The 21,214-nt window shown below is 68.6% G+C and carries 23 protein-coding genes; 16 read left to right on the top strand and 7 right to left on the bottom strand.

What is annotated here, in order from left to right; translation table 11 throughout:
- Positions 1–51: 51 nt before the first annotated feature.
- Both AC3WMR_RS10345 and curA read right to left on the bottom strand, forming a co-directional pair.
- On the bottom strand, positions 52–732 hold the full coding sequence (locus AC3WMR_RS10345; protein WP_492263020.1) for a type 1 glutamine amidotransferase domain-containing protein: 681 nt from the start codon (positions 730–732) through the stop codon (positions 52–54).
- 9 nt (positions 733–741) lie between these two features.
- Positions 742–1,779, bottom strand: coding sequence for an NADPH-dependent curcumin/dihydrocurcumin reductase (gene curA / locus AC3WMR_RS10340; protein ID WP_492263019.1), 1,038 nt, complete (start codon positions 1,777–1,779; stop codon positions 742–744).
- A 173-nt stretch (positions 1,780–1,952) separates the two neighbouring features.
- On the opposite strand from curA, the gene AC3WMR_RS10335 reads away from it, so the two are divergent.
- The 10 genes from AC3WMR_RS10335 to AC3WMR_RS10290 all read left to right on the top strand — a co-directional run bounded on the left by AC3WMR_RS10335 (position 1,953) and on the right by AC3WMR_RS10290 (position 12,289).
- Positions 1,953–2,771 carry a TetR/AcrR family transcriptional regulator gene (locus AC3WMR_RS10335; protein WP_492263018.1) on the top strand — a complete coding sequence of 273 codons (819 nt, stop codon included), beginning with the start codon at positions 1,953–1,955 and terminating at the stop codon, positions 2,769–2,771.
- Positions 2,772–2,773: 2 nt separating this feature from the next.
- Entirely contained in the window at positions 2,774–3,745 is a 972-nt protein-coding gene (locus tag AC3WMR_RS10330) for an HlyD family secretion protein (protein WP_492263017.1), read from the top strand.
- Entirely contained in the window at positions 3,742–4,704 is a 963-nt protein-coding gene (locus AC3WMR_RS10325; protein WP_492263016.1) for an ABC transporter ATP-binding protein, read from the top strand. The genes AC3WMR_RS10330 and AC3WMR_RS10325 overlap by 4 nt, the downstream gene beginning before the upstream one ends.
- Positions 4,701–5,846 carry an ABC transporter permease gene (locus AC3WMR_RS10320; protein ID WP_025136350.1) on the top strand — a complete coding sequence of 382 codons (1,146 nt, stop codon included), beginning with the start codon at positions 4,701–4,703 and terminating at the stop codon, positions 5,844–5,846. Before AC3WMR_RS10325 ends, AC3WMR_RS10320 begins: the two co-directional genes overlap by 4 nt.
- 8 nt (positions 5,847–5,854) lie before the next feature.
- Positions 5,855–7,339 carry an efflux transporter outer membrane subunit gene (locus tag AC3WMR_RS10315; RefSeq protein ID WP_492263015.1) on the top strand — a complete coding sequence of 495 codons (1,485 nt, stop codon included), beginning with the start codon at positions 5,855–5,857 and terminating at the stop codon, positions 7,337–7,339.
- A 143-nt stretch (positions 7,340–7,482) separates the two neighbouring features.
- A complete protein-coding gene (locus tag AC3WMR_RS10310) occupies positions 7,483–8,202 on the top strand; it encodes a response regulator transcription factor (RefSeq protein WP_492263014.1) in 720 nt (239 codons plus the stop codon).
- Positions 8,203–8,456: 254 nt separating this feature from the next.
- The gene (locus tag AC3WMR_RS10305) at positions 8,457–8,939 is read left to right on the top strand and encodes a YbaK/prolyl-tRNA synthetase associated domain-containing protein (RefSeq protein WP_025140438.1); all 483 of its coding nucleotides are present in this window, start codon (positions 8,457–8,459) and stop codon (positions 8,937–8,939) included.
- 73 nt (positions 8,940–9,012) lie between these two features.
- Positions 9,013–10,953 (top strand): FUSC family protein, encoded by a 1,941-nt coding sequence (locus AC3WMR_RS10300; protein WP_492263013.1) that lies wholly within the window; start codon positions 9,013–9,015, stop codon positions 10,951–10,953.
- A 3-nt stretch (positions 10,954–10,956) separates the two neighbouring features.
- Positions 10,957–11,751 carry an NRDE family protein gene (locus AC3WMR_RS10295; protein WP_492263012.1) on the top strand — a complete coding sequence of 265 codons (795 nt, stop codon included), beginning with the start codon at positions 10,957–10,959 and terminating at the stop codon, positions 11,749–11,751.
- Positions 11,752–11,854: 103 nt separating this feature from the next.
- On the top strand, positions 11,855–12,289 hold the full coding sequence (locus AC3WMR_RS10290) for a carboxypeptidase-like regulatory domain-containing protein (protein WP_492263011.1): 435 nt from the start codon (positions 11,855–11,857) through the stop codon (positions 12,287–12,289).
- Positions 12,290–12,350: 61 nt separating this feature from the next.
- Here AC3WMR_RS10290 and AC3WMR_RS10285 read toward each other — a convergent pair whose 3' ends face one another.
- Together AC3WMR_RS10285 and AC3WMR_RS10280 are read right to left on the bottom strand one after the other, a co-directional pair.
- The gene (locus tag AC3WMR_RS10285; protein WP_492263010.1) at positions 12,351–13,346 is read right to left on the bottom strand and encodes a glycerophosphodiester phosphodiesterase family protein; all 996 of its coding nucleotides are present in this window, start codon (positions 13,344–13,346) and stop codon (positions 12,351–12,353) included.
- A gap of 4 nt (positions 13,347–13,350) precedes the next feature.
- Positions 13,351–13,725, bottom strand: a complete 375-nt coding sequence (locus tag AC3WMR_RS10280; protein WP_492263009.1) for an MAPEG family protein — start codon at positions 13,723–13,725, stop codon at positions 13,351–13,353.
- A 134-nt stretch (positions 13,726–13,859) separates the two neighbouring features.
- Between AC3WMR_RS10280 and AC3WMR_RS10275 the strand changes: the two genes are divergently transcribed.
- Positions 13,860–14,711, top strand: a complete 852-nt coding sequence (locus tag AC3WMR_RS10275; RefSeq protein ID WP_492263008.1) for a CPBP family intramembrane glutamic endopeptidase — start codon at positions 13,860–13,862, stop codon at positions 14,709–14,711.
- 13 nt (positions 14,712–14,724) lie between these two features.
- Here the strand turns inward: AC3WMR_RS10275 and AC3WMR_RS10270 are convergent, their stop codons facing one another.
- The 3 genes from AC3WMR_RS10270 to arfB all read right to left on the bottom strand — a co-directional run bounded on the left by AC3WMR_RS10270 (position 14,725) and on the right by arfB (position 16,707).
- Positions 14,725–15,780, bottom strand: a complete 1,056-nt coding sequence (locus AC3WMR_RS10270; RefSeq protein ID WP_025140445.1) for an alkene reductase — start codon at positions 15,778–15,780, stop codon at positions 14,725–14,727.
- Positions 15,781–15,827: 47 nt separating this feature from the next.
- Positions 15,828–16,169 (bottom strand): ArsR/SmtB family transcription factor, encoded by a 342-nt coding sequence (locus AC3WMR_RS10265; RefSeq protein WP_025140446.1) that lies wholly within the window; start codon positions 16,167–16,169, stop codon positions 15,828–15,830.
- 121 nt (positions 16,170–16,290) lie between these two features.
- Positions 16,291–16,707, bottom strand: coding sequence for an alternative ribosome rescue aminoacyl-tRNA hydrolase ArfB (gene arfB, locus AC3WMR_RS10260; protein ID WP_025140447.1), 417 nt, complete (start codon positions 16,705–16,707; stop codon positions 16,291–16,293).
- 517 nt (positions 16,708–17,224) lie between these two features.
- Here arfB and queE point away from each other — a divergent pair.
- The 5 genes from queE (at position 17,225) to AC3WMR_RS10235 (ending at position 21,212) form a co-directional block, all read left to right on the top strand.
- Positions 17,225–17,857, top strand: a complete 633-nt coding sequence (gene queE / locus AC3WMR_RS10255) for a 7-carboxy-7-deazaguanine synthase (protein WP_492263007.1) — start codon at positions 17,225–17,227, stop codon at positions 17,855–17,857.
- Entirely contained in the window at positions 17,854–18,297 is a 444-nt protein-coding gene (gene queD, locus AC3WMR_RS10250; RefSeq protein WP_492263006.1) for a 6-carboxytetrahydropterin synthase QueD, read from the top strand. The genes queE and queD overlap by 4 nt, the downstream gene beginning before the upstream one ends.
- A gap of 184 nt (positions 18,298–18,481) precedes the next feature.
- Positions 18,482–18,955, top strand: coding sequence for a MarR family winged helix-turn-helix transcriptional regulator (locus tag AC3WMR_RS10245; RefSeq protein WP_492263005.1), 474 nt, complete (start codon positions 18,482–18,484; stop codon positions 18,953–18,955).
- Positions 18,952–21,003, top strand: a complete 2,052-nt coding sequence (locus AC3WMR_RS10240; protein ID WP_492263004.1) for an FUSC family protein — start codon at positions 18,952–18,954, stop codon at positions 21,001–21,003. Before AC3WMR_RS10245 ends, AC3WMR_RS10240 begins: the two co-directional genes overlap by 4 nt.
- Positions 21,000–21,212, top strand: a complete 213-nt coding sequence (locus AC3WMR_RS10235) for a DUF1656 domain-containing protein (RefSeq protein WP_025140452.1) — start codon at positions 21,000–21,002, stop codon at positions 21,210–21,212. The genes AC3WMR_RS10240 and AC3WMR_RS10235 overlap by 4 nt, the downstream gene beginning before the upstream one ends.
- Positions 21,213–21,214 lie beyond the last annotated feature (2 nt).

The following is a 21,214-nucleotide window of genomic DNA, read 5'->3' as shown; positions in this document are numbered from 1 at the left end:
ATCGGCAACGCGTTGGCAGGCATCCGACCCACCTGCCCGCACGCACGCGCATCAAGCCTTCAGGCGGTCCAGCAACGCCTGCGCCACGCCCACCGACGACGCCGGATTCTGCCCGGTGATCAAGAGTCCGTCGGACACGACATAGGGCTGCCAGTCCGGCCCCTTCGTGTACAAGCCGCCCAGCGCGACCAGTTGGTCTTCGACCAGGAAAGGCACCACGTCGGTCAATTGCACCGCCGCTTCTTCCGCGTTGGAAAAGCCCGTGACCTGGCGGCCCTGCACCAGCGGCTTGCCATCGGCGGTCTTGGCGTGGCGCAGCACGCCGGGCGCATGGCACACCGCGGCCACGGGCTTGCCGGCCGCCAGCATGGTTTCGATCAGCGAGACGGACTTGGGGTCTTCGGCCAGGTCCCACAGCGGCCCATGGCCGCCGGGATAGAACACCGCGTCGTAGTCAGCCGCCTGCACCTCGGCCAGGCGGCGCGTGGCGGCCAGGCGCTGCTGCGCGGCGGGGTCCTGCCGAAAGCGGCGGGTGTCGTCGGTCTGGGCGTCGGGGTCGTCGCTCTTGGGGTCCAGCGGCGGCTGGCCGCCCTGGGGCGAAGCCAGCGTCAGCGTCGCGCCCGCGTCCAGGAAGGCGTAGTACGGCGCGGCAAACTCTTCCAGCCAGAAGCCGGTCTTGCGGCCCGTGTTGCCCAGCGTGTCGTGGGAAGTCAGCACGATCAGGATATTCATGTTGCGCTCCTATGCATCGGGGCCGACGCGCACGATGCGCTTGCCGGCGTTTTCGCCCTTGAGCAGGCCCATCAGGCCGCGCGGCGCATTTTCCAGGCCCTCGACCACGTCTTCCCGGTACTGGATGCGGCCGTCTTTCAGCAGGCCCTGCATGGCCTCGCGGAATTCGCCGTAGCGGTGCGCGTATTCATTGAAGATGATGAAGCCCTGCATCTTGATGCGCTTGGTGAGGATGGTGCGCATCAGCAGCGGCAGGCGGTCCGGGCCGTCGGGCAGGCTCGTCGCGTTGTAGGCCGAAATCAAGCCGCACACCGGCACGCGGGCGCGCGGATTGAGCAGCGGCAGCACGGCGTCGAACACGGCGCCGCCGACGTTTTCGAAGTACACGTCGATGCCCTGCGGCACGGCGCGCGCCAGTTGCTCGGCCATGTCGGGGGCCTTGTGGTCGATGCAGGCGTCAAAGCCCAGCGTGTCGACGACATAGCGGCACTTGTCGGCGCCGCCGGCAATGCCCACGGCCCGGCAACCATGGATCTTGGCCAGTTGGCCCACCACCGCGCCGACCGCGCCGCTGGCCGCGGCCACCACCACGGTTTCGCCAGCCTTGGGCTGGCCGATATCCAAGAGGCCCATATAGCCGGTAAAGCCCGGCATGCCCAGCACGCCCAGCGAATAGGACGGCCGGTCGGGCGACTGGCCCAGCTTGAGCAGGCCGGCGCCGTCGGACACGGCGTAGTCCTGCCAGCCGGACTGGCCCAGTACCCACTCGCCTGCCGGATAGTCGGGGTGGTTGGACGCCACCACCCGCGATACGGTGCCGCCCACCATGGGCTGGCCGACTTTCACGGGTTCGGCGTAGGACGGCGCATCGCTCATGCGGCCGCGCATATAGGGGTCGAGCGACAGATAGACCGTGCGCAGCAATAGCTGGCCGGGGCCGGGTTGTGGCACCGCATCGGTTTCCAGGCGGAAATCGCTGTCGGCAGGCTCGCCCTGCGGGCGGGCGGCCAGGACGACGCGGCGGTTGAGGGAGGACGATTGCGGCATGGCGTGCAGGCTCCTTCTGTTCCGGATCATGGCTTGCCCTGGGAAACGCGGCAAAACGAACCGCGCTGGCAAGCCTTCAGGGCATTACACCATCGTTGCCTGCCGGCCTGTCCGCCAACCCTGCCGCGCGCCCCCCCTTTTAATTAATTAAATATTTAATTAGAATCTGCCGCATGCCGACTTCGCCTGCCCCCGCCCGCCGTCCGGGCCGCCCGCCCCGCCCCGATAACGCCGCCGTCCGCGACCAGCTGCTGGACATCGCCACCGACCTGTTCGCTGCCCAGGGGGTGGCCGCCACCCGTATCGCCCACATCGCCGAACGCGCCGGGGTCACCTCGGCCATGCTGCATTACTACTTCAAGAGCCGCGACCAACTGCTCGATGCCGTGGTGCTGGAACGCGTGGTGCCGGTGATCAGCTTCGTCTGGAGCCCGGTGCCGCAGACCGCCCGCCGCGTGGTCGGCCCGGCCGATACCGCGCGCGCCGTCATCACCGAAATCGTCTCGCGCCTGGTGCGCTGCGCCGCCGACCGGCCGTGGCTGCCGGCGTTGTGGATGCACGAGGTGGTCAACGAAGGCGGCCAGCTGCGCGAACGCGTGCTGCGGCACCTGCCATCGCAGCGCTTGCAGGTGTTTGCCGGCATGATTGCCGACAGCCAGCGCGCCGGCGCCATCACGCCCGGGGTCGAGCCGCGGCTGGTGTTCCTGTCGATCCTGGGACTGACCTTGCTGCCGCTGGCCACATCCAGCCTGTGGCGCCGCATCTGGCAGGACGACCCGACCGCCCAGGCGATCGGCCACGAGGCCATCGCGGCTCACGCCGTGGCCATGCTGACGGGTGGGCTGTTCACGCCCACCACGCCGCTGACCGCCCTCATGGCTGACACCGCCCCCGACGCCAAGCCTTTTGCCCCCGCCGATTCCGCCGACCTGGCGCCGCCCGACGCCATGTCCGACACCCTGCTCCCCCCCTCGCCCGCCCCAGGACGCTGATCATGCGCACCGACTCTGCCTTGCGCCTTGCACGCCCCACCGCCACCGCCCTTTGCCTGTTGCTGCTGGCCGCCTGCGGCAAGGGCAATGACGCGGTCTACCAGGGCTATGTCGAAGGCGAATACCTGTACATCGCCTCGTCCGAGGCCGGCCGGCTGGACAGCCTGGCAGTGCAGCGCGGCCAGCAGGTGGCTGCCGCCGCGCCGCTGTTCACGCTGGAAGCCACCCGCGAAACCGCCGCCCGCGACCAGGCCGGCGCGCAGTTGGCCGCCGCCGATGCGCAGCTGGAAGACATCGCCACCGGCAAGCGTCCGGCCGAAGTCGACGTCAACCGCGCCCAACTGGCCCAGGCCGAAGCCGCCAGCCGGCGATCGGCCGCGCAGTTGGCGCGCGACACCGCCCAGTTCCGCATAGGCGGCGTGGCCCGCGCGCAGTTGGACGACAGCCGTGAACAGGCACAGTCGGACGCGGCGCGCGTGCGCGAACTGCGCGCCCAGCTGGACGTGGCCAACCTGCCCGGCCGCCAGGATCAACGGCGGGCGCAGGCTGCCCAGGTCGAGGCTGCCCGCGCCGCGCTGGCGCAAGCCGACTGGACGCTCGCCCAGAAGCGCCAGGCCGCCCCCACCGCCGCACGGGTGTTCGACACGCTGTACCGCGTGGGGGAATGGGTGCCGGCCGGCAGCCCGGTCGTCAGCCTGTTGCCGCCGGGCAATATCAAGGTGCGTTTCTTCGTGCCCGAGGCCGTGGCCGGCGCGCTGAAACCCGGCCAGGCCGCCACCGTGCGCTGCGATGGCTGCGGCGACCCGGTGCCGGTACGCATCGACTACATCTCGCCACAGGCCGAATACACGCCGCCGGTGATCTATAGCCGCGAAACCCGCGGCAAGCTGGTCTACATGGTCGAGGCCCGCCCCGCGCCCGACGCCGCCACGCGGCTGCATCCCGGCCAGCCGGTCGAGGCGGCGCTGCAATGAACGGCCCCACCGCAGCGCCCACGGCGCCGGGCGGCTACGTCATCGACGTGCACGGCTTGAACAAGCACTTTGGCGACAAGCACGTGGTCAACGACGTGTCGCTGCAAGTGCGCGAAGGCGAGATCTTCGGCTTTCTGGGCCCCAACGGCAGTGGCAAGACCACCAGCATCCGCCTGATGTGCGGCCTGTTGACGCCGGATTCGGGCAGCGGCACCTGCCTGGGCTACGACATCATCAAGGACAGTGCGCAGATCAAGCGCCAGGTCGGCTACATGACCCAGAAATTCTCGTACTGGGACGACCTGACCATCCGCGAAAACCTGGATTTCGTGGCCCGCATGTACGGCATGCCCCAGCGCCGCGAGACCGTCGACCGCGCGCTGCAAGACCTGGGACTGCAAAGCCGCGCCGGGCAATTGACGGGGTCGCTGTCGGGCGGCTGGAAACAGCGGCTGGCGCTGGCCGCCTGCCTGCTGCACCAGCCGCGCCTGTTGCTGCTGGACGAGCCCACCGCGGGCGTGGACCCGACCGCGCGGCGCGACTTCTGGGAACAGCTGCACGAGCTGGCCGCGCGCGGCATCTCGGTGCTGGTCAGCACCCACTACATGGACGAAGCCGAACGCTGCCACAAGCTGGCCTACATTTCCTACGGCAAGCTGCTGACCCAGGGCACGGCCGACGAGGTCATTGCCGAGCAGCACCTGACCACCTGGGCCATCCACGGCCACAACCTGGTGCCGCTGGCGCAGCAACTGCGCGCTGCGCCGGGCGTGGACCAGACGGTGGCCTTCGGGTCGGCGCTGCACATCAGCGGGCGCGACGCGGCGCAGCTCGAACGCACGCTGAACGACGCCGTGGCCGGCCAGGACCTGCGGCTGGAGCGCATCGACACCAGCCTGGAAGACGTCTTCATCTACCTGATGAACCGTTCTTCCGACAACTTCGCGAGCCCGGCATGAGACGCCACCTGGAGGGTTTCTCGTGGTCGCGCTGGTGGAGCATGGTGCTCAAGGAATTCCTGCAATTGCGGCGCGACCGCATCACCTTCGGCATGATCGTGGGCATTCCCATCATGCAGCTGGCGCTGTTCGGCTACGCCATCAACACCAACCCCAAGCAGCTGCCCACCGCTGTCATCGTGGCGGACCATAGCCCGTTCACCCGCAGTTTCGTAGCGGCGATGAAGTCGTCGGACTACTTCAATATCGTGGAAGAACTGGCCGACGAAGAGGCCGGCCGCGCGGCGCTGGCGCAGGGCCGCGTGCTGTTCGTGGTGACCATTCCGCCCGACTTCACCCGCAAGCTCTTGCGCGGCGAGCGCCCGGCGCTGCTGATCGAGGCCGACGCCACCGACCCCATGGCCACCGGCCTGGCGATCGGCTCGGCCAACCAGCTGGCGCAGGCCGTGGCGCAAAAGGACCTGACCGGCCCGCTGGCGCACCTGGCGGGCGGCCAGCCGCCGTTCGACGTGCGGGTGCACCAGCTCTACAACGAAGAGCAGATCTCGCAATACAACACCGTGCCTGGCCTGATGGGCGTGATCCTGACCATGACATTGGTGATGATGACCGGCTTGGCCATGACGCGCGAGCGGGAACGCGGCACCATGGAAAACCTGCTGGCCATGCCGGTGCGGCCGCTGGAAGTCATGACCGGCAAGATCGTGCCGTACATCGCCATCGGCCTGATCCAGGCCACCATCATCCTGCTGGCCGCGTATTTCGTCTTCCATGTGCCCTTCCTGGGCAGCCTGTTGACGGTGTACCTGGGCGCGCTGATTTTCGTGGCCGCCAACCTGACCGTGGGCATCACGCTGTCGTCGCTGGCGCAGAACCAGTTGCAGGCCATGCAGCTGACGATGTTCTATTTCCTGCCCAACATGCTGCTGTCCGGCTTCATGTTCCCGTTCCTGGGCATGCCCCAATGGGCGCAGTACCTGGGCAACCTGCTGCCGCTGACCCACTTCAACCGGCTGATCCGCGGCATCCTGCTCAAGGGCAACGGCTGGTGGGACCTGTGGCCCACCATCTGGCCCATGCTGCTGTTCACCGTCATCGTCATGACCGCCGCCGTGAAGTTCTACCGCCGCACCCTGGATTGAAGGCCGCCATGTCCTGCCCCCGCCCTCGCCTGCTCCTTGCCCGCCGCGCCGCGGCGCTGGCCGCCTGCGCCTTGCTGCCCGGCTGCGCCGTCGGCCCCGATTTCAGCCGCCCCGCCGCGCCCGCCGTGTCGGCCTACGCCGCGCCGCAAGATGCCGACGCTGGCGCGCAACCGCGCCTTACCGCCGCCGACATTCCTGCGCAGTGGTGGCAGCTGTTTCAATCGCCCGCGCTGGACGCGCTGGTGCGCCAGGCGCTGGACGCCAGCCCCACGCTGGACCAGGCCCGCGCCCGCCTGCGCCAGGCCAGCGAAGACCTGAGCGCCGACACCGGCGGCCGCCTGCTGCCCGCCGTGGACGCCAACCTGTCCGCCACCCGGCAGAAGGTCGACCCTTCCGCCTATGGCGTGCCCGTGACCGAACAGCCGGCCCCGTTCACGCTGTACAACGCGTCCATCGACGTGTCCTACACGCTGGACGTCTTTGGCGGCAACCGCCGCGCGCTGGAAGGCCTGGCCGCCCAGGTGGACTACCAGTCGCACGAATGGCAGGCGGCGCGCATGACGCTGGCCGCCAATGTGGTCACCACCGCTATCCGCCAGGCCGACCTGGCCGAACGCATCGCCGTCACGCGCGACCTGCTGGCCGCGCAGCAGCGCCAGCAGGACATCATGCGCCAGCGCCTGGCCGCGGGCGGCATCGCCGAGGCCGATCTGCGCAACCAGGAACTGCTGCTGGCCCAGACCCAGGCCACCTTGCCGCCGCTGCAATACCAGCTGGCCCAGGCCACCCACCAGCTGGCTACCTACCTGGGTCAACTGCCCGCGGATTGGCAGGCCCCGCCGTTGCGCCTGGCCGACCTGACGCTGCCCGCCGAGATTCCCGCCGGCGTGCCGTCGGCGCTGACCCGCCAGCGGCCCGACATCCTGGCCGCCGAAGCCTTGCTGCACCAGGCCTCGGCCGACGTCGGGGTGGCCACGGCCAACCAGTATCCCCGGTTCACCCTGACCGCCAGCTTCGGGTCGCAACGCACGCGGGCCGGCGATATCACCGATGGCGTCAACGTCTGGAACCTGGGACTGGGCGTGGTGCAACCGCTGTTCCGCGGCGGTGAACTGCGCGCCCGCACGCGTTCGGCGCAAGCCGCCTACGACGCCGCCCAGGCCGCCTACCGCCAGACCGTGCTGGACGGGTTCCGCCAGGTGGCCGACGCGCTACGCGCCGTGCAGACCGATGCGCACGCCTTCGATGCCTACGACGCCGCCTGGCGCCGCGCGGCGGACGCCAACCGCATCGCCCAGGGTCGTTACCAGGCCGGCGGCATCAGCCACCTGAACCTGCTCGACAGCCAGCGCCAACTGCTGCAGACCCGGCTGTCACGCAGCGCCGCCGACGCCGCGCGCTACGCCGACACCGCCGCCCTGCTGCAAGCGCTGGGCGGCGGCTGGTGGAACGAAATGCCCCCCGCCCAGGCCGCCGCCAAAGCTTCGCAATAGCCCGCAAACCCGCGCCAGAACAGGCCTTGCGGGGCCATGTCCGAGAATTCGGGTCAGAAAGTGGTGTTGAGCGACGTTTAGGAATCCGTTGTATCCGATGCATCATGCATGCGCTGAAGCTGCACAGATCTCGACAACGATTCATGAATGACCTACTAGACCTCATCGTCTTCTCGCCCGATTCCCGCCAACGTACCCGCCGTAGCGACGCCCTGGCCGGCATGGGCTTTTCGCCCCGCTGCTGCGAAGATTCCAACGGCCTGTTCCGCCTGTTCCAGGCCCGCCGCACCCCGCTGCTGGTCATGGAAGCCGAACTCACCGACCTTTGCATGGCCGTCGCAGGTCTGCGCGCCATGGACACCACCGCCGGCATCGTCGCCGTCTCCACCTTCGACTCCCCCGAAAACCGCATCCTGGGCCTGCACTGCGGCGCCGACGCCTGCTTCCAACCCGACGTCGCCACCGCCGAAATCGCCGCCGCCCTGCAAGCCCTGGTCCGCCGCGTCCCCATCACCGGCCGCCGCCCCCACGACCCCGACCCCCGCCCCTCCCACACCGGCCCCGCCGACGGCAACGGCAAATGGCAATTCCAGGACGCCGCCTGGACCCTCGTCAGCCCCCGCGGCACCCGCCTGGCCCTGACCCAAGCCGAACGCGACTTCCTCCTGAAACTCACCACCAGCCCCGACAAACGCCTGCCCCGCGGCGACCTGCCCCCCGGCGACCCCCAAGCCGGCCGCGAATCCGTACGCCGCACCGACGTCGTCGTGAGCCGCCTGAGAAGAAAAGCCCAGGAAACCAACATGGAACTCCCAATAAGAACCGTCTGGGGCTGGGGCTACGCCTTCACAGGCGACATCTGACCCCGCCCCCCCAACGATGGGCGGCGCGCCACACCTGCCGCCAAACAAGCCACCCGCCAACGCGCCGCCCATCACCGCCCCCCCCAGGAACGTGCGCCCCCGCACAACCCGTACCCCCCCTCCAAGCGCAACAGCGCCCCAAGCCTCGCCACCCGTAGCCCCCAGGGCGACCTACGAAGACACCCCAACCGCCCAAGCCCCCACCCGGCGTATCATCCCCATAGCTCCCTCAACACCGCCACACAGACTTCAACATGGACGTCTACACCCGCCTGCAAGCACTACTGACCCAACACCAAGCCACCTTCCGCCTGATCTCCCACCCGGCTGCCGGCCGCTCGGTAGAAGTCGCCGCCGTCCGCGGCACTGCCGTCAGCCAAGGCGCCAAGGCACTGGTCTGCCGTGTCAAGATCTCGTCCAACCAGCGCAAGAACGTCCTCGCCGTCTTCCCCGCCGACCAGCAGGCCGACCTGGAAGCCATCGCCCGCGCCGCCGGCGGCAAGAAAGCCTCGCTGGCGTCCCAGGACCTCGCCCGCGAACTCACCGGCTGCGAAATCGGCGCCATCCCGCCCTTCAGCTTCAACCCCGACCTGCACCTCATGGTCGACCCCACCCTGCGCCAACGCCACGATGAAATCGTGTTCAACGCCGGGCGGCTCGATGCCTCGATCCTGATGCGCACCGAAGACTACTTCCGGCTCGCCGCGCCGCAAGAAGCCCCGCTCATCAAAGGCTAGACCCCCCACGAACTCGCGCCCCGAGGCCGCCTTGTCCCGCCCGCCCCACCCATCGCGCGCACGCGCTTCCAACATGCGCTGGCTCATGAGCCTGGCGCACATGGAACCATCGCCCGTCAGCCGCTGGGTGGCCCTGCGCGCCGCCCTGGCCATCGGCCTGCCCACCGCCGCAGGCCTGATCCTGGACCAAAGCGCGGCCGCCGCCCTGGTCGCACTGGGCGCCTTGCCCGCCATCACTGGCGACAACGGCGGCCCCTACCGCAACCGCGCCCTGTCCATCGGGTCCACCGTCTTCGGCGGCGCGCTGGGCTACTTCCTGGGCAACCTCCTGTCCGGCCACGGTCTCTGGAGCGCCGCCGGCATGACCGTGCTGGTGCTCATTGCCAGCCTCGTCGGCACCTTCAACAACATCGCGGCCGTCGCCACGCTGCAATTCGCCACCTACGTCATCGTCGGCACCAGCCTGACCTCGACCTTGCCGCCCTGGCTGCCATCGGTGCTGGTGGGGGCCGGGGGCCTGTTCGGCCTGGCGCTCACGCTGCTGGGTTGGGTCGTCAACCCCATCGCGCCGGAGCGCGCCGCCGTCGCCACCGCCTACCGCAAGCTGGCGGCCATGTTCGCGGCCATCGGCACCTCGCGCGTCATGGCTGCGCGGCGCGACATGGAAGCCGCGCTGACCACCGCCTACGACACCGTGCTGGCCGCCCGCCGCCGCGCGGCCGGCCCGTCGCCCCGGCTGGCCCGGCTGGCCGCGCAACTGCAAGCCTGTACGCCGCTATCCGACGCCGCGTTGGCGCTGGCCCGCGCCGGACGGGTGCTGCCGCACGAAGGCGCCCGCGTCATGAACCACCTGGCCGACCGCGTCGAAAACGACGCCCCGCCCGCGCCCGCTGACGACATCGCCACCTTGCGCGGCGCGGGGCTCGATGCGCTGGCCGATGCGCTGGCGCGCGTGCAACCGCTGCTGGACGGCAGCGGCCCCGCCCAGCCCGACGCCTTTCCCGCCCTGCCGCCCGCGCGGCCGCGCACCCCGTGGCGCGTGCTGGCACGCACCTATCGGCCGGGTCCGACCACGGTACGCTACCTGGTGCGGTTGGGGCTATGCCTGATCGCCGCCGAAGTCGTCGCCCACGCCTTCGCACTGCCGCGCTCCTACTGGGTGCCGCTGATCGTCGTGGTGGTGTTCAAGCCCAACTTCGGTTCGGTCTTTGCCCGCGCGCTGCAAAGCTGCGCCGGCAGCGTGGTGGGCGTGGCCATCAGCGCCACCGTGCTGGCGCTGGACCGCAGCGGCATCGCCAGCCTGGTCACGGTGGTGGCGCTGGCGGCGCTATTGCCCTGGTCGATCCGCCGCAACTACGGCCTGTTCTCGGCCATCCTGCTGCCCATCCTGATGCTGCTGATCGGCGCCCTGCAGCCGGGCAGCTGGCCCATTGCGCTGGCGCGGCTGGTGGATGTGGCGGTCGCCGCCGGCATCGTGCTGGCGGTGGGCTACCTGCCCTGGATGCGCCTTGAACGCCACAACCTGGACCAGGCCGTGGCCACCGCCATCGATACGCTGGCCGCCTATCTCAACACCGTATTCCAGGCCGATGGCGCCACCCGCCACGACCTGCGCGCGCAAGCCTATGCGCGGCTGTCGGACCTGCGCATCGCGCTGCAACGCGGCCTGTCCGAACCGCGCCTGGTCAGCCGCCGGGCGCTGGCCTGGTGGCCGGTGGAAGTGGCGCTGGAACGCGTCGCCAACGCCATATCGGACACCGCCTGGTCGCTGCCCGCCGACCAGACGCCGCCCACGCCCGCCGAACTGGCACAACTGGCCGGCGCCTTGCATGCCATGGCCGAGGCCGTGGCGCAGGGCGCCCCCGTGGCCGTTGATGTCATCGACGCGCCCGTGCCCGCGCTGCACGAAGCGGCCGCCGCCATCGAGTCCCTGCGCGCCACGCTGGCCGGCCCGGAATTCGCGACCACGCCAGGCAAGCCCGCCCCTTCCTCATCGAACGTCCACCAGGTCTGAACCATGTGTCTCGCCGTCCTGGCCCTGCACGCCGTGCCGGGCATCCCCGTCCTGATCGCCGCCAACCGCGACGAATTCCACGCCCGGCCCACGTTGCCCGCGGGGCAATGGCCGGACGCGCCCAGCGTCTATGGCGGCCGCGACGGCCTGGCCGGCGGCACCTGGATGGGCGCAACCGCAGGCGGACGCTATGCCCTGGTCACCAACTTTCGCGAGCCCGGCCGACAGATCGCCGACGCGCCCTCGCGCGGCGCGCTGGTCGAAGACTTCCTGCGCGGCACGGCCACGCCCGCCGAATACCTTGCCGCGGTCCACGCCGCCGGCCAGGCCTACAACGGCTTCAACCTGATCGTGGGCGATGCCCGCGGCGCCTGGTACGCCAGCAACCGCGACGGCGGGCCGCGCGCATTGGCGCCGGGCGTCTACGCGCTGTCCAACCACCTGCTGGATACGCCGTGGCCCAAACTGGCGCGTACCCGGGCGGCCTTTGAACGGGTGCTGCAACACGATCCCCAGCCCGACCTGCCAGCGCTGTTCGCCGCCCTGGCCGACCGCCAGCCCGCCGACGATGCCGACCTGCCCGCCACCGGCCTGCCGCTGGATCGCGAAAGACTATTGAGCAGCCCGTTCATCATCAGCCCCAACTATGGCACCCGCAGTTCCACCGTGCTGGCGCTGCACGACGGCGGCGCGGCCGAGCTGACCGAAAGGCGCTTCGCCCCCGACGGCTCGGCCAACGGCGAAAGCGCCCTGGCCTTTGCCTGGCGCGGCGGCGCGGCAAGCGATATCCTGAAATGAGCCTCGGAAACCATCCACAGGCATCCGTTTGCGTCCGCGGCGAACTCGCCGCGCGCAGGACGGTCGAATTTCTGTCGCAAGATCAATCCGCAAGGAGACCCTTATGAACAAGCGCATCGAACGCTGCACCGTGGCCACCGTGATGGCCCTGGGCAGCCTGGCTTTTGCCGGCATCCTGACCACCGCGCAGGCCGCCCTGCCCGCCGTCAAGCACCAGGGCACCGTGCAGTACGTCAGCGGCGGCATCGGCCTGGACGAATCCGAAGCCCTCAAGGCCGCCGCCAAGGACTACCCGCTCGCCCTGACCTTCGCCGCCCAGCGCGACGGCAAGGCCGACTACGTGGCCAACGTTGCCGTCAGCATCCAGGACGCCCATGGCAAGCAAGTCTTGAAGGCTGAATCCGAAGGCCCGTACATGCTGGTGAAACTGCCGGCCGGCAGCTACAAGGTGTCCGCCACCTTCAACGGCAAGGCGCAAGATCGCGAAGTGACCGTGCAGAACAGCGGCACGGCGCGCGCCGTGTTCGAATGGAAGTGATGCCGGGCCCGTAACGCGGCCTGAAACGCAGGCCGCTGTCCACCGCAGCGCCTCGTGGCCTTCAGGGAAACGACGCCGAGGGGCTGCGGCCCTTGAAGGCATGCGCCGCCGCTTCGATTTCGTTGGTCCAGATCCCGCCGGTATAGCCGGCGGGCACGCGGCGCATGTCGTCCGGCGTATCGATGCCGGTTGAAAAGCCTTCGCCGTGATAAGGCCCGATCAGGAACGGGACGCTGCCCACGTCGCGCAGCCGTGCCTGGAAACGCCCCGGCCAGCCCCACAACCACGGCGCGACATTGATCGGCACCATCACCAGCATGCCGTGGCAGGCCTGCGGCACGTGCCCCGACCAGCCCAGCGCCACGTAGCGCAGCAGGCAGGATTTCAGGCCGGAACGGGTCAGGGTCGGCACATCCGGCGCCAAGTGGCGCAGGCGCGCCATCGGCTCGTCGCCACCATAAGCCATGAAGTCGCGCCGCCGCTCGGGCGTCATGGCATTGAGCACACGAGCCAGGGCCTCACCCTCGGCCGGATCACGACTTTTGATGTTGACCAGGAAACGCTGGCGTGGAAAAGCAGCCAGCACCTCGTCCAGCGTCGGCATCAGCCCCACCCCAAGGCCACGGAACGGAAACGTCTTGCCGCCGTCCGCTGTATAGCCATAGCCGATATCCAGCGCCTTGAGCTGGGCCATGGAATGGTCGCGCGTCACGCCCTGGCCATCGGTGCGGCAGTCCAGCGTCCAGTCATGGAACACCGCAAACTGGCCATCGGTGGTCGGATGCACGTCGATTTCCACGATGTCGGCGCCGGCCTCGATACTGGCGCGCATCGACGCGATCGTGTTTTCCAGGTAGCCGTGGACGGGCGGCACGATCCGCGTGGCCGTGCAGGTATCGGGCTGCATGCCGGCGGTGTCGTAGCGCTGCGCGATGCCGCGGTGCGCCAGCAGCGTGGGCAGCGCACCCGGTTCAGGCGTCGTCCAGTCGGCGTTGGCCACATACCCCAGCGCCACCGCCACGACGGCCACGCCCGCCGCGATACGCCGCTTGCGCACGCGACTACACACCCGAGAACAGGATGGCGATGGTAAAGCCCATGCTGATCGCCCACACCAGCGAACGCAGCGCGCCCCAGCCGGCCAGGTACATCGCCAGATAGCCCAACCGCACGCCCAGCCAGCACGCCATCAGCGTGGCCACGTGCGCGGGCGGCGCCTGGGTGTACAGCGCAAACAGGACCGCGCCGAAAAAGAACGGCAGCGCTTCGAAGGTATTGATCTGCGCCGCATTGGCGCGGGCGCGCCAGCCTTCCTGGCGGGCCAGCCAGGCGCGCGGATCGTTGTTGTCGAACTTCGTGCCGCCGGCCTTGGCCACGATCGTCGATACGAATGGCAGGATGGCTGCCGCCAACATCAACCAGGCGATCATCTTCATTGTTGCTCCTTGTGCGGGCAGGCCCGCCGACTCGCGGCCAGCCCTTGCCGCCGCTGCGGCATGGTCGCCTGAAAGCGCGGAAATGAAAAGCCCGGGGCGCTTACACTGGCTGCCGTTTCACCGCAGGAAGATTCATGCCGCTCGCCTCTCCCGGTTCGCTCTTGTTCCTGGCCGCCGCCCTGTTGTGGCTGCCGGCCACCCGCCGTTGGTCGCTGCTGCCACTGGCTGCCGCCTACGCCTGGGCCTGGACCGAAGGCGCAATCGAACCGCTGGCCCTGGCCTGGCCCGCGCTGCTGTTCATGGCCGCCATGTTGGTCCGCCCTGCCTCACCGCCCGCCCTGCGTGCCGCCGGCCACACCCTGTTCCTGGCGCTGGCCGTGCTGCTGTTCCTGCATTGGCTACCGGGCTTTCATAACCCGCTGGTCATCCCGCGCGTCGCGCTGACGCCCGACGCCGTGCCCTTCGGCATGTACCTGAACCTGGACAAGCCGCTGGTCGCATTCTGGGTCATCCTGGCCGCCGCACCCATCATGGCCGGCGCCAACGCGCGCGCCACGGTCGGTGTCGCGCTGGCCGCCTGCGCCGCCGCCATCGCAGCCTGCCTGGGGCTGGCCTGGTTGCTTGGCGTGGTGGGATGGGCGCCGAAATGGCCGGCGTCCGGCTGGCTTTGGCTGGTCAACAACGCCTTGCTGGTGACCTTGGCCGAAGAAGCGCTGTTCCGCGGCTATGTGCAGCAGCGCCTGGCCCGGTGCTGGCGCGACCAGCGCTGGGGCCCCGCGGCCGCGCCAGGGGTCGCCGCGCTGCTCTTCGGCCTGGCGCACTATGCGGGCGGCTGGCAGTGGATGCTGCTGGCCGGCATTGCCGGCCTCGGCTACGGCGTGGCCTATCGCCATGGCGGCCTGGCAGCCGCCGTGCTGGCCCACCTGGGCCTGAACGCCGCGCACTACGGGCTGTTCACCTACCCGATGCGCGCGGTCCTGCATTGAAAACAGGCGTGACTCAGGCCGCCAGGGCCGGATAGTCGGTATAGCCGGCGGCGCCCGCCGAATAGAACGTCGACGAGTCCGGCGCGTTCAACGGCGCATTCTTGGCGAAACGCTGCGCCAGGTCCGGGTTGGCGATGTACTGCACGCCAAACGCCACCGCATCCACGCGGCCCGCTTCGATGGCGGCTTCGGCCGATTCGCGCGTGTAGCCTTCGTTGCCGATGTACACGCCGCCGAACGCCTCGCGCAGTTGCGGGCCGATGCTGTCCGCGCCCTCGTGCTCGCGCACGCACAGGAACGCCAGGCCACGGCGGCGCGCCGCACGCGCCACATAGCTGAACGTCGTCAGCGGATCCGAATCGCCCATCGTGTGCGAATCACCGCGCGGCGACAGATGCAGGCCGACCCGGCCCGCGCCCCACACGCTCACACACGCGTCGATCACTTCCAGCATCAGGCGGGCGCGGCCTTCCAGCGAACCGCCGTAGCCGTCCGTGCGGTGATTGGTGCTGTCCTGCAAGAACTGGTCCAGCAGATAGCCGTTGGCGCCGTGCACTTCCACGCCATCGAAACCCGCTTCTTTGGCCAGCAGCGCGCCACGTCGGTAGGCCTCGACCACGCCCGGCATTTCATCCGTCTCCAGCGCGCGCGGCACCACATAGCCGCGCTTCGGACGCACCAGGCTCACGTGCCCATCCGCCGCGATCGCGCTGGGCGCCACCGGCAATTCACCGTTCAGGAACACCGGATCGGAAATCCGGCCCACGTGCCACAGCTGCGCAAAAATACGGCCGCCGGCGGCATGCACCGCGTCCGTCACCTTGCGCCAGCCCTTGACCTGGTCTTGCGACCACAGCCCCGGCGTATCGGCATAGCCCACGCCCTGCGGCGTCACCGAGGTCGCCTCGGTCAGGATCAGCCCCGCGCCGGCGCGCTGGACGTAATACTCGGCCATCAGTTCATTGGGCACCCGGCCTTCGCTGGCCCGCTGGCGGGTCAACGGGGCCATGATGATGCGGTTCGGCAGGGTCAGATCGCCCACGCGCAGGGGTTCAAACAACTGGCTCATACAAACAATCCTTGCCCGGAGCTCGGGCGCTGGGTAGCGGCGGCAGGCTACATATCTTGGTTCAATTGCTGCAAAAACGCGGCAATCACGGCTTCATTGCGACGAAAGAACACCCATTGCCCCACCTTCGTGGGCGTAATCAGCCCCGCGCGCTGCAGCACCGCCAGGTGTGAAGACACCGTGGACTGCGACAGCCCGCAGCGCCCATCGATATGGCCCGCGCATACCCCGTTTTCAAAGGTATGCCCCGGCCGTTCCTCGAAGTGCGCCTCCGGCGTCTTCAACCACGCCAGAATCTCGCGGCGCACCGGATTGGCCAACGCCTTGAGAATGGCGTCGGCGTCAATCACCGGAGCGGCCGCCGTAGCGGTGGAAGGAAGGGTCGTCATATTCAAATATCGCAATTTATCGAATCTTATATCGAGACATCTCGATATATAGTCATGCCCCTACAGCCCGAGGGGCTTTCCGCCACCGGAGCGCTGGAGATACCAGACCAGCACAGCGCCCCTACTCGCCCTGCACCCGCCCCCGCAACCGCTTCACCTCGCCATGCAGCACCTTGCGCTGCACCCGCCGCCGCTGCGACGCCCGCGTCGGCTTCGTCGCCCGCCGCGGCTTCTCGACCTTCGCCGCCGCCCGCACCAGATTCACCAGCCGCTCGATCGCCTCGGCCCGATTCTTCTCCTGGCTGCGAAACGACTGCGACTTGATGACGATCACGCCATCCTTGGAAATCCGATGATCACTCAATCCGCACAAGGCGTCCTTGATCTCGTCCGGCAACGACGAGGCCCGCACATCAAACCGCAGATGCACGGCACTGGACACCTTATTGACGTTCTGCCCCCCGGCGCCCTGCGCCCGGATCATGGAGAACTCGAGCTCGCGCTCGTCGATGTAGAGAGAATCTTGAACATGGAACATAGCGCGAGAGTATAAGTGTTCGCTAGGTCTGAAAGGTCATTGCTACATAGCGCTAACTTCAAGGCCCGCGCGCAGCGCCCCCACCCCGACGCAAGACACCGCGTAAGCCGATGAGGCCGCCCGCGCGGCCGAAAGCGGCGGGCCCCGCAAACCTCTGTGCAAGCCCACAACCCAGCAGCGCCCCAACCCTCGAACCCCGTAGCCCGCGGGGGTGGGCCTTGTTGTGGCGAGCAACCTCGATGCGCCCGAGGGAATCTGAAGGCGCCGCCGAAGGCGGCAACGAAGATGACGAAGGGAACGTCCGGAGCGAAGGCTCCGGACCGCAATCGTGGGCGCTCGCCACAACAAGGCCCACCCCCGCGGGCGACCTACGAAGAAGCAACCGCGGCACAAAGAATCAACAGCCCGCCAAAGAAAACAAGCACGCACAAATCCCCGCCCCCACCGCCCCAAGAATCAGCCATCCCCCAGAAAGACTAAAATAATCCGCTTTTGCCCATTCCCGCCCCGCAAGTCCATGACCTACTCCGCCAAAGAAATCTTCAAGACCCTGCAAGGCGAAGGCGCCCACGCAGGCCGTGCGGCGGTCTTCTGCCGGTTCGCGGGCTGTAACCTCTGGACCGGCCGCGAAAGCGACCGCGCCAGCGCCGCCTGCAACTTCTGCGACACCGACTTCATCGGCACCGACGGCCACGGCGGCGGCAAATTCACCACCCCCGACCTGCTGGCCGACGCCATCGCCGCCGCCTGGGGCGAAGGCACCAGCAACCGCTACGTCGTCTTCACCGGCGGCGAGCCCTTGCTGCAATTGGATGCGCCGCTGCTCGAAGCCATCCACGCCCGCGGCTTCACCGTCGCCATCGAAACCAACGGCACCGTCAAACCGCCCCCCGGCATCGACTGGATCTGCGTCAGCCCCAAAGGCACCGCCCCCGTCGTCATCGAACGCGGCAACGAACTCAAGCTGGTCTATCCCCAGCCCAACGCCCTGCCGCCCAACTTCGAACACCTCGACTTCCAGCACTTCTTCCTGCAGCCCATGGACGGCCCCGCCCGCGTGGCCAACACCGAACAGGCCGTTCAGTACTGCATGCAGCACCCGCAATGGCGACTCAGCCTGCAGACCCATAAATACATAGGCATTCCATGATTTCCGTGACCCGCAGGCTTGAATTCGACGCCGGCCACCGCATTCCCGACCACCGCAGCCAGTGCCGCAACCTGCACGGCCATCGCTACGTGCTTGAAATCACCCTGACCGGCGACATCGTCCAGGCCCCCGGCGAATCCGACAACGGCATGTTGATGGACTTCTCCGAAATCAAGCACATCGCCAAGACCCACATCGTCGACGTCTGGGACCACGCCTTCCTCGTCTACGAAGGCGACGCCGCCGTGCGCGGCTTTCTCGATACCCTGCCCGGCCACAAGACCGTCGTGCTGGACCGCATTCCCACCGCCGAGAACCTGGCCGCCATCGTCTTCGACACCCTCGCGCCGCACTATCACGGCCACTACGGCGCCGACCTGCGCCTGACCCGCGTGCGCCTGTACGAAACGCCCAACTGCTGGGCCGACTGCAACGGTTGATGCCCGCGTAACGCAGCGGGCCTGATCCCCGGGCGGCCCATACGGCCGCCCTTTCCATTTCCGGACCGCCCCGGCTTTCCATCCGCGCAAAGCCCGCCCCCTATTCTTCCGATTGGAAAAATCTATGGAGAGTTTCGCCATTTTCAATTAATAGTAAGCTAATAGATAGGATACAATCGAATTCATGAACACGCCCACCGACTCCCAACTCATGGCTACCACCGCAAACCTGATCGTGCTGTCGCGCGCTTATCGCGGCGCGGCAGACAAGGCGCTGGCCGACTACGGCCTGTCGCAAGCCACGGCCTGGCCCGTCATCCTGACCGGCCGCCTGGGCGACGGCGTGCGCCAGGGCGCGCTGGCCGAAGCCCTGGGCGTCGAAGGCCCGTCGCTGGTACGCGTGCTGGATCAACTGGTCGCCGCCGGCCTGATGGAACGCCGCGAAGACGTCCACGACCGCCGCGCCAAGACCCTGCACCTGACCGAAGCCGGCCACGCCCTGCGCAAACAGGTCGAAGACGTGCTGGTGGAATTGCGCCGCCGCCTGTTCGACGGCGTCAGGGAAGAAGACCTGCAAGCCTGCCTGCGCGTGTTCGATTCCCTGAAAAACGCGCTGGGCCGCGGCACGGCCGGCGCGCAAGAGGACCGGCGTCCATGAAATTGCCGAACGTCCGCGAGACTATCTTTTCGCTCAAGAGCTATATCAGCGCCATCATGGCGCTGTATCTCTCGTACAGCATCGGCCTGCCCCGCCCGTTCTGGGCCATGACCACCGCCTACATCGTGGCCCAGCCCTGGTCCGGCGCCGTGCGGTCCAAGGCCCTGTATCGCCTGGTCGGCACTTTCTGCGGCTCGGCCATGACCGTCTACATGGTGCCGCGCCTGTCGAATTCGCCCGTCGTCATGACCGCCGCCATGGTGGCCTGGGTCGGCGCCTGCCTGTACCTGTCGGTGCTGGACCGCACGCCGCGTTCGTACCTGTTCATGCTGGCCGGCTATACCGCCGCCATGATCGGCTTTCCCAGCGTGTCCGACCCATCGCTGGTGTTCGATACCGCCCTGGCGCGCGTCGAGGAAATCAGCCTGGGCATCGTCTGCGCCACGCTGGTCCACAGCATCGTGCTGCCGCGCGGCCTGGCGCCCGCGCTGACGCTGCAGCTGGACAAGGCCGTGCGCGACGCCAAGCTCTGGATCCACGACACCCTGAGCGGCCAGAACGCCGAACAGAAAGACCGCGACCGCCGCGTGCTGGCCAACGACATCACCCAGCTGCGCCTGTTGTCCACCCACGTGCCGTTCGACACCAGCAACCTGCGCTGGACGGCCGGCGCGGTGCGCGCCATGCAGGACCAGATTTCCGCGCTGACGCCCGCCGTATCCGCCGTCGAAGACCGCATGCGGGCCTTGCAGGCCAACGACCAGCCGCTGCCCGAACCGGTCTCGCAAGTGCTGGCCGACATCTCGGAATGGATCAACGCCGGCGCCAAGGCCACTCACGAAACCGCCGTGCAGCTGCGCGCCGCGGTCACCCAGCTGACGCCCGACATCGACAGCCGTTCAAGCTGGCGCGATGCGCTGCTGGCCAGCCTGATGGCGCGGCTGCGCGAACTGATCGACACCTACGACGCCTGCCTGGCGCTGCGCCGGGAAATCCGCGCCGGACTGGCCGGCGCCCCGCTGCGCGCGCCCCGCGCCGAACGCGCCGCCAACAACAACAGCACGCTGCACCGCGACCACGGCATGGCGCTGCTGTCGGCCCTGGCCGCCGGCGTGGCCATTTCGGTCGTCTGCGCCTTCTGGATCGGCACGGCCTGGAGCAACGGCGCCACCGCCGCCATGATGGCCGCCATCTTCAGCTGCTTTTTTGCCTCGCAGGACAACCCCGTGCCCGGCATCATGCAGTTCCTGGTCTACACGGTGTATTCCATTCCGCTGTCGGCGCTGTACCTGCTGGGCATCATGCCCGCCATCCATTCGTTCGAGATGCTGGCGCTGGCGATGCTGCCCACCGCTTTCGTGCTGGGCGTCTTCATCGCGCGGCCCGCGTCCACCGGCAAGGCCATGGCCGTGCTGTTCGGATTTCTGGGCACCATGGCGCTGCAAGACACCCACACCGCCGACCTGGTGTCGTTCATCGACACCCAGGTGGCGCAGTGCATGGGCGTGGGCGCGGCCGCCATCATCGCCGCCATCTTCCGCACCGTCAGCGCCGACTGGAGCGCCCGCCGCATCCAGGCCGCCAACTGGAAAGAACTGGCCGTGCTGGCAAGTTCGCCGCGCGCCCCGGCGCGCCACACCTACGCCGCCCGCATGCTGGACCGCATCGGCCTGCTGCAGCCGCGCCTGGCCATGGCCAAGCGGCCCGACGACCTGGTGGCCGCCGACGCGCTGAAAGACCTGCGCGTGGGCCGCGACATCACCGAATTGCAGCACGCCCGCCGCCACCTGCCCATGGCCGACGCCACCATCGCCCCGGTGCTGGCCAGCCTGGCGCAGTTCTTCCGCGCCCGCTCGTCGTGGCGCGCCGGTGAAAAGACGCCGGACATGCTGGCGCAGATCGACCGCGCGCTGGCCAGCGTCTCGGCCACGCCGGCTGGCACCGCCGCCCGCGACCGCGCGGTGGTGGCCCTGGTGGGCCTGCGCCGCGCGTTCTTCCCGGACGCGGCCGACTATCAACCCGCCCATCCCACGCTGGAAACCCCATGATCGGCGAATTCAACCTCTACGGCATTTACTTCCCCTGGCTGCTGGTGCTGGGCGTGGTCACCCTGGGCGTGGCCTGGGCCGTGCGCCGCGTGCTGGCGCGCGCCGGCCTGTACCGCCTGGTGTGGCACCCCGCGCTGTTCGACCTGGCGCTGTTCGTGGTGCTGCTGTACGGCGTATCCCTCATTTCCCCTTATTTTCTGCAGAGATAGGT

This window comes from Achromobacter sp. FW305-C-28, assembly GCF_058783235.1.
Note: the sequence above shows the minus strand (reverse complement) of the source record. Positions and strands in the feature narration are given on the sequence as shown.

Bases quoted from the DNA above. Each gene is read 5' to 3' on its own strand.
- AC3WMR_RS10305 (WP_025140438.1), top strand. From the start codon at position 8,457: ATGGACGTCTACACCCGCCTGCAAGCACTACTGACCCAACACCAAGCC.
- queD (WP_492263006.1), top strand. From the start codon at position 17,854: ATGATTTCCGTGACCCGCAGGCTTGAATTCGACGCCGGCCACCGCATT.
- AC3WMR_RS10270 (WP_025140445.1), bottom strand. From the start codon at position 15,780: ATGAGCCAGTTGTTTGAACCCCTGCGCGTGGGCGATCTGACCCTGCCG.
- AC3WMR_RS10335 (WP_492263018.1), top strand. From the start codon at position 1,953: ATGCCGACTTCGCCTGCCCCCGCCCGCCGTCCGGGCCGCCCGCCCCGC.
- AC3WMR_RS10330 (WP_492263017.1), top strand. From the start codon at position 2,774: ATGCGCACCGACTCTGCCTTGCGCCTTGCACGCCCCACCGCCACCGCC.
- AC3WMR_RS10310 (WP_492263014.1), top strand. From the start codon at position 7,483: ATGAATGACCTACTAGACCTCATCGTCTTCTCGCCCGATTCCCGCCAA.
- AC3WMR_RS10235 (WP_025140452.1), top strand. From the start codon at position 21,000: ATGATCGGCGAATTCAACCTCTACGGCATTTACTTCCCCTGGCTGCTG.
- AC3WMR_RS10325 (WP_492263016.1), top strand. From the start codon at position 3,742: ATGAACGGCCCCACCGCAGCGCCCACGGCGCCGGGCGGCTACGTCATC.
- AC3WMR_RS10315 (WP_492263015.1), top strand. From the start codon at position 5,855: ATGTCCTGCCCCCGCCCTCGCCTGCTCCTTGCCCGCCGCGCCGCGGCG.
- AC3WMR_RS10300 (WP_492263013.1), top strand. From the start codon at position 9,013: ATGCGCTGGCTCATGAGCCTGGCGCACATGGAACCATCGCCCGTCAGC.
- AC3WMR_RS10320 (WP_025136350.1), top strand. From the start codon at position 4,701: ATGAGACGCCACCTGGAGGGTTTCTCGTGGTCGCGCTGGTGGAGCATG.
- curA (WP_492263019.1), bottom strand. From the start codon at position 1,779: ATGCCGCAATCGTCCTCCCTCAACCGCCGCGTCGTCCTGGCCGCCCGC.
- AC3WMR_RS10245 (WP_492263005.1), top strand. From the start codon at position 18,482: ATGAACACGCCCACCGACTCCCAACTCATGGCTACCACCGCAAACCTG.
- AC3WMR_RS10290 (WP_492263011.1), top strand. From the start codon at position 11,855: ATGAACAAGCGCATCGAACGCTGCACCGTGGCCACCGTGATGGCCCTG.
- AC3WMR_RS10280 (WP_492263009.1), bottom strand. From the start codon at position 13,725: ATGAAGATGATCGCCTGGTTGATGTTGGCGGCAGCCATCCTGCCATTC.
- queE (WP_492263007.1), top strand. From the start codon at position 17,225: ATGACCTACTCCGCCAAAGAAATCTTCAAGACCCTGCAAGGCGAAGGC.
- AC3WMR_RS10345 (WP_492263020.1), bottom strand. From the start codon at position 732: ATGAATATCCTGATCGTGCTGACTTCCCACGACACGCTGGGCAACACG.
- AC3WMR_RS10295 (WP_492263012.1), top strand. From the start codon at position 10,957: ATGTGTCTCGCCGTCCTGGCCCTGCACGCCGTGCCGGGCATCCCCGTC.
- AC3WMR_RS10265 (WP_025140446.1), bottom strand. From the start codon at position 16,169: ATGACGACCCTTCCTTCCACCGCTACGGCGGCCGCTCCGGTGATTGAC.
- AC3WMR_RS10275 (WP_492263008.1), top strand. From the start codon at position 13,860: ATGCCGCTCGCCTCTCCCGGTTCGCTCTTGTTCCTGGCCGCCGCCCTG.
- arfB (WP_025140447.1), bottom strand. From the start codon at position 16,707: ATGTTCCATGTTCAAGATTCTCTCTACATCGACGAGCGCGAGCTCGAG.
- AC3WMR_RS10240 (WP_492263004.1), top strand. From the start codon at position 18,952: ATGAAATTGCCGAACGTCCGCGAGACTATCTTTTCGCTCAAGAGCTAT.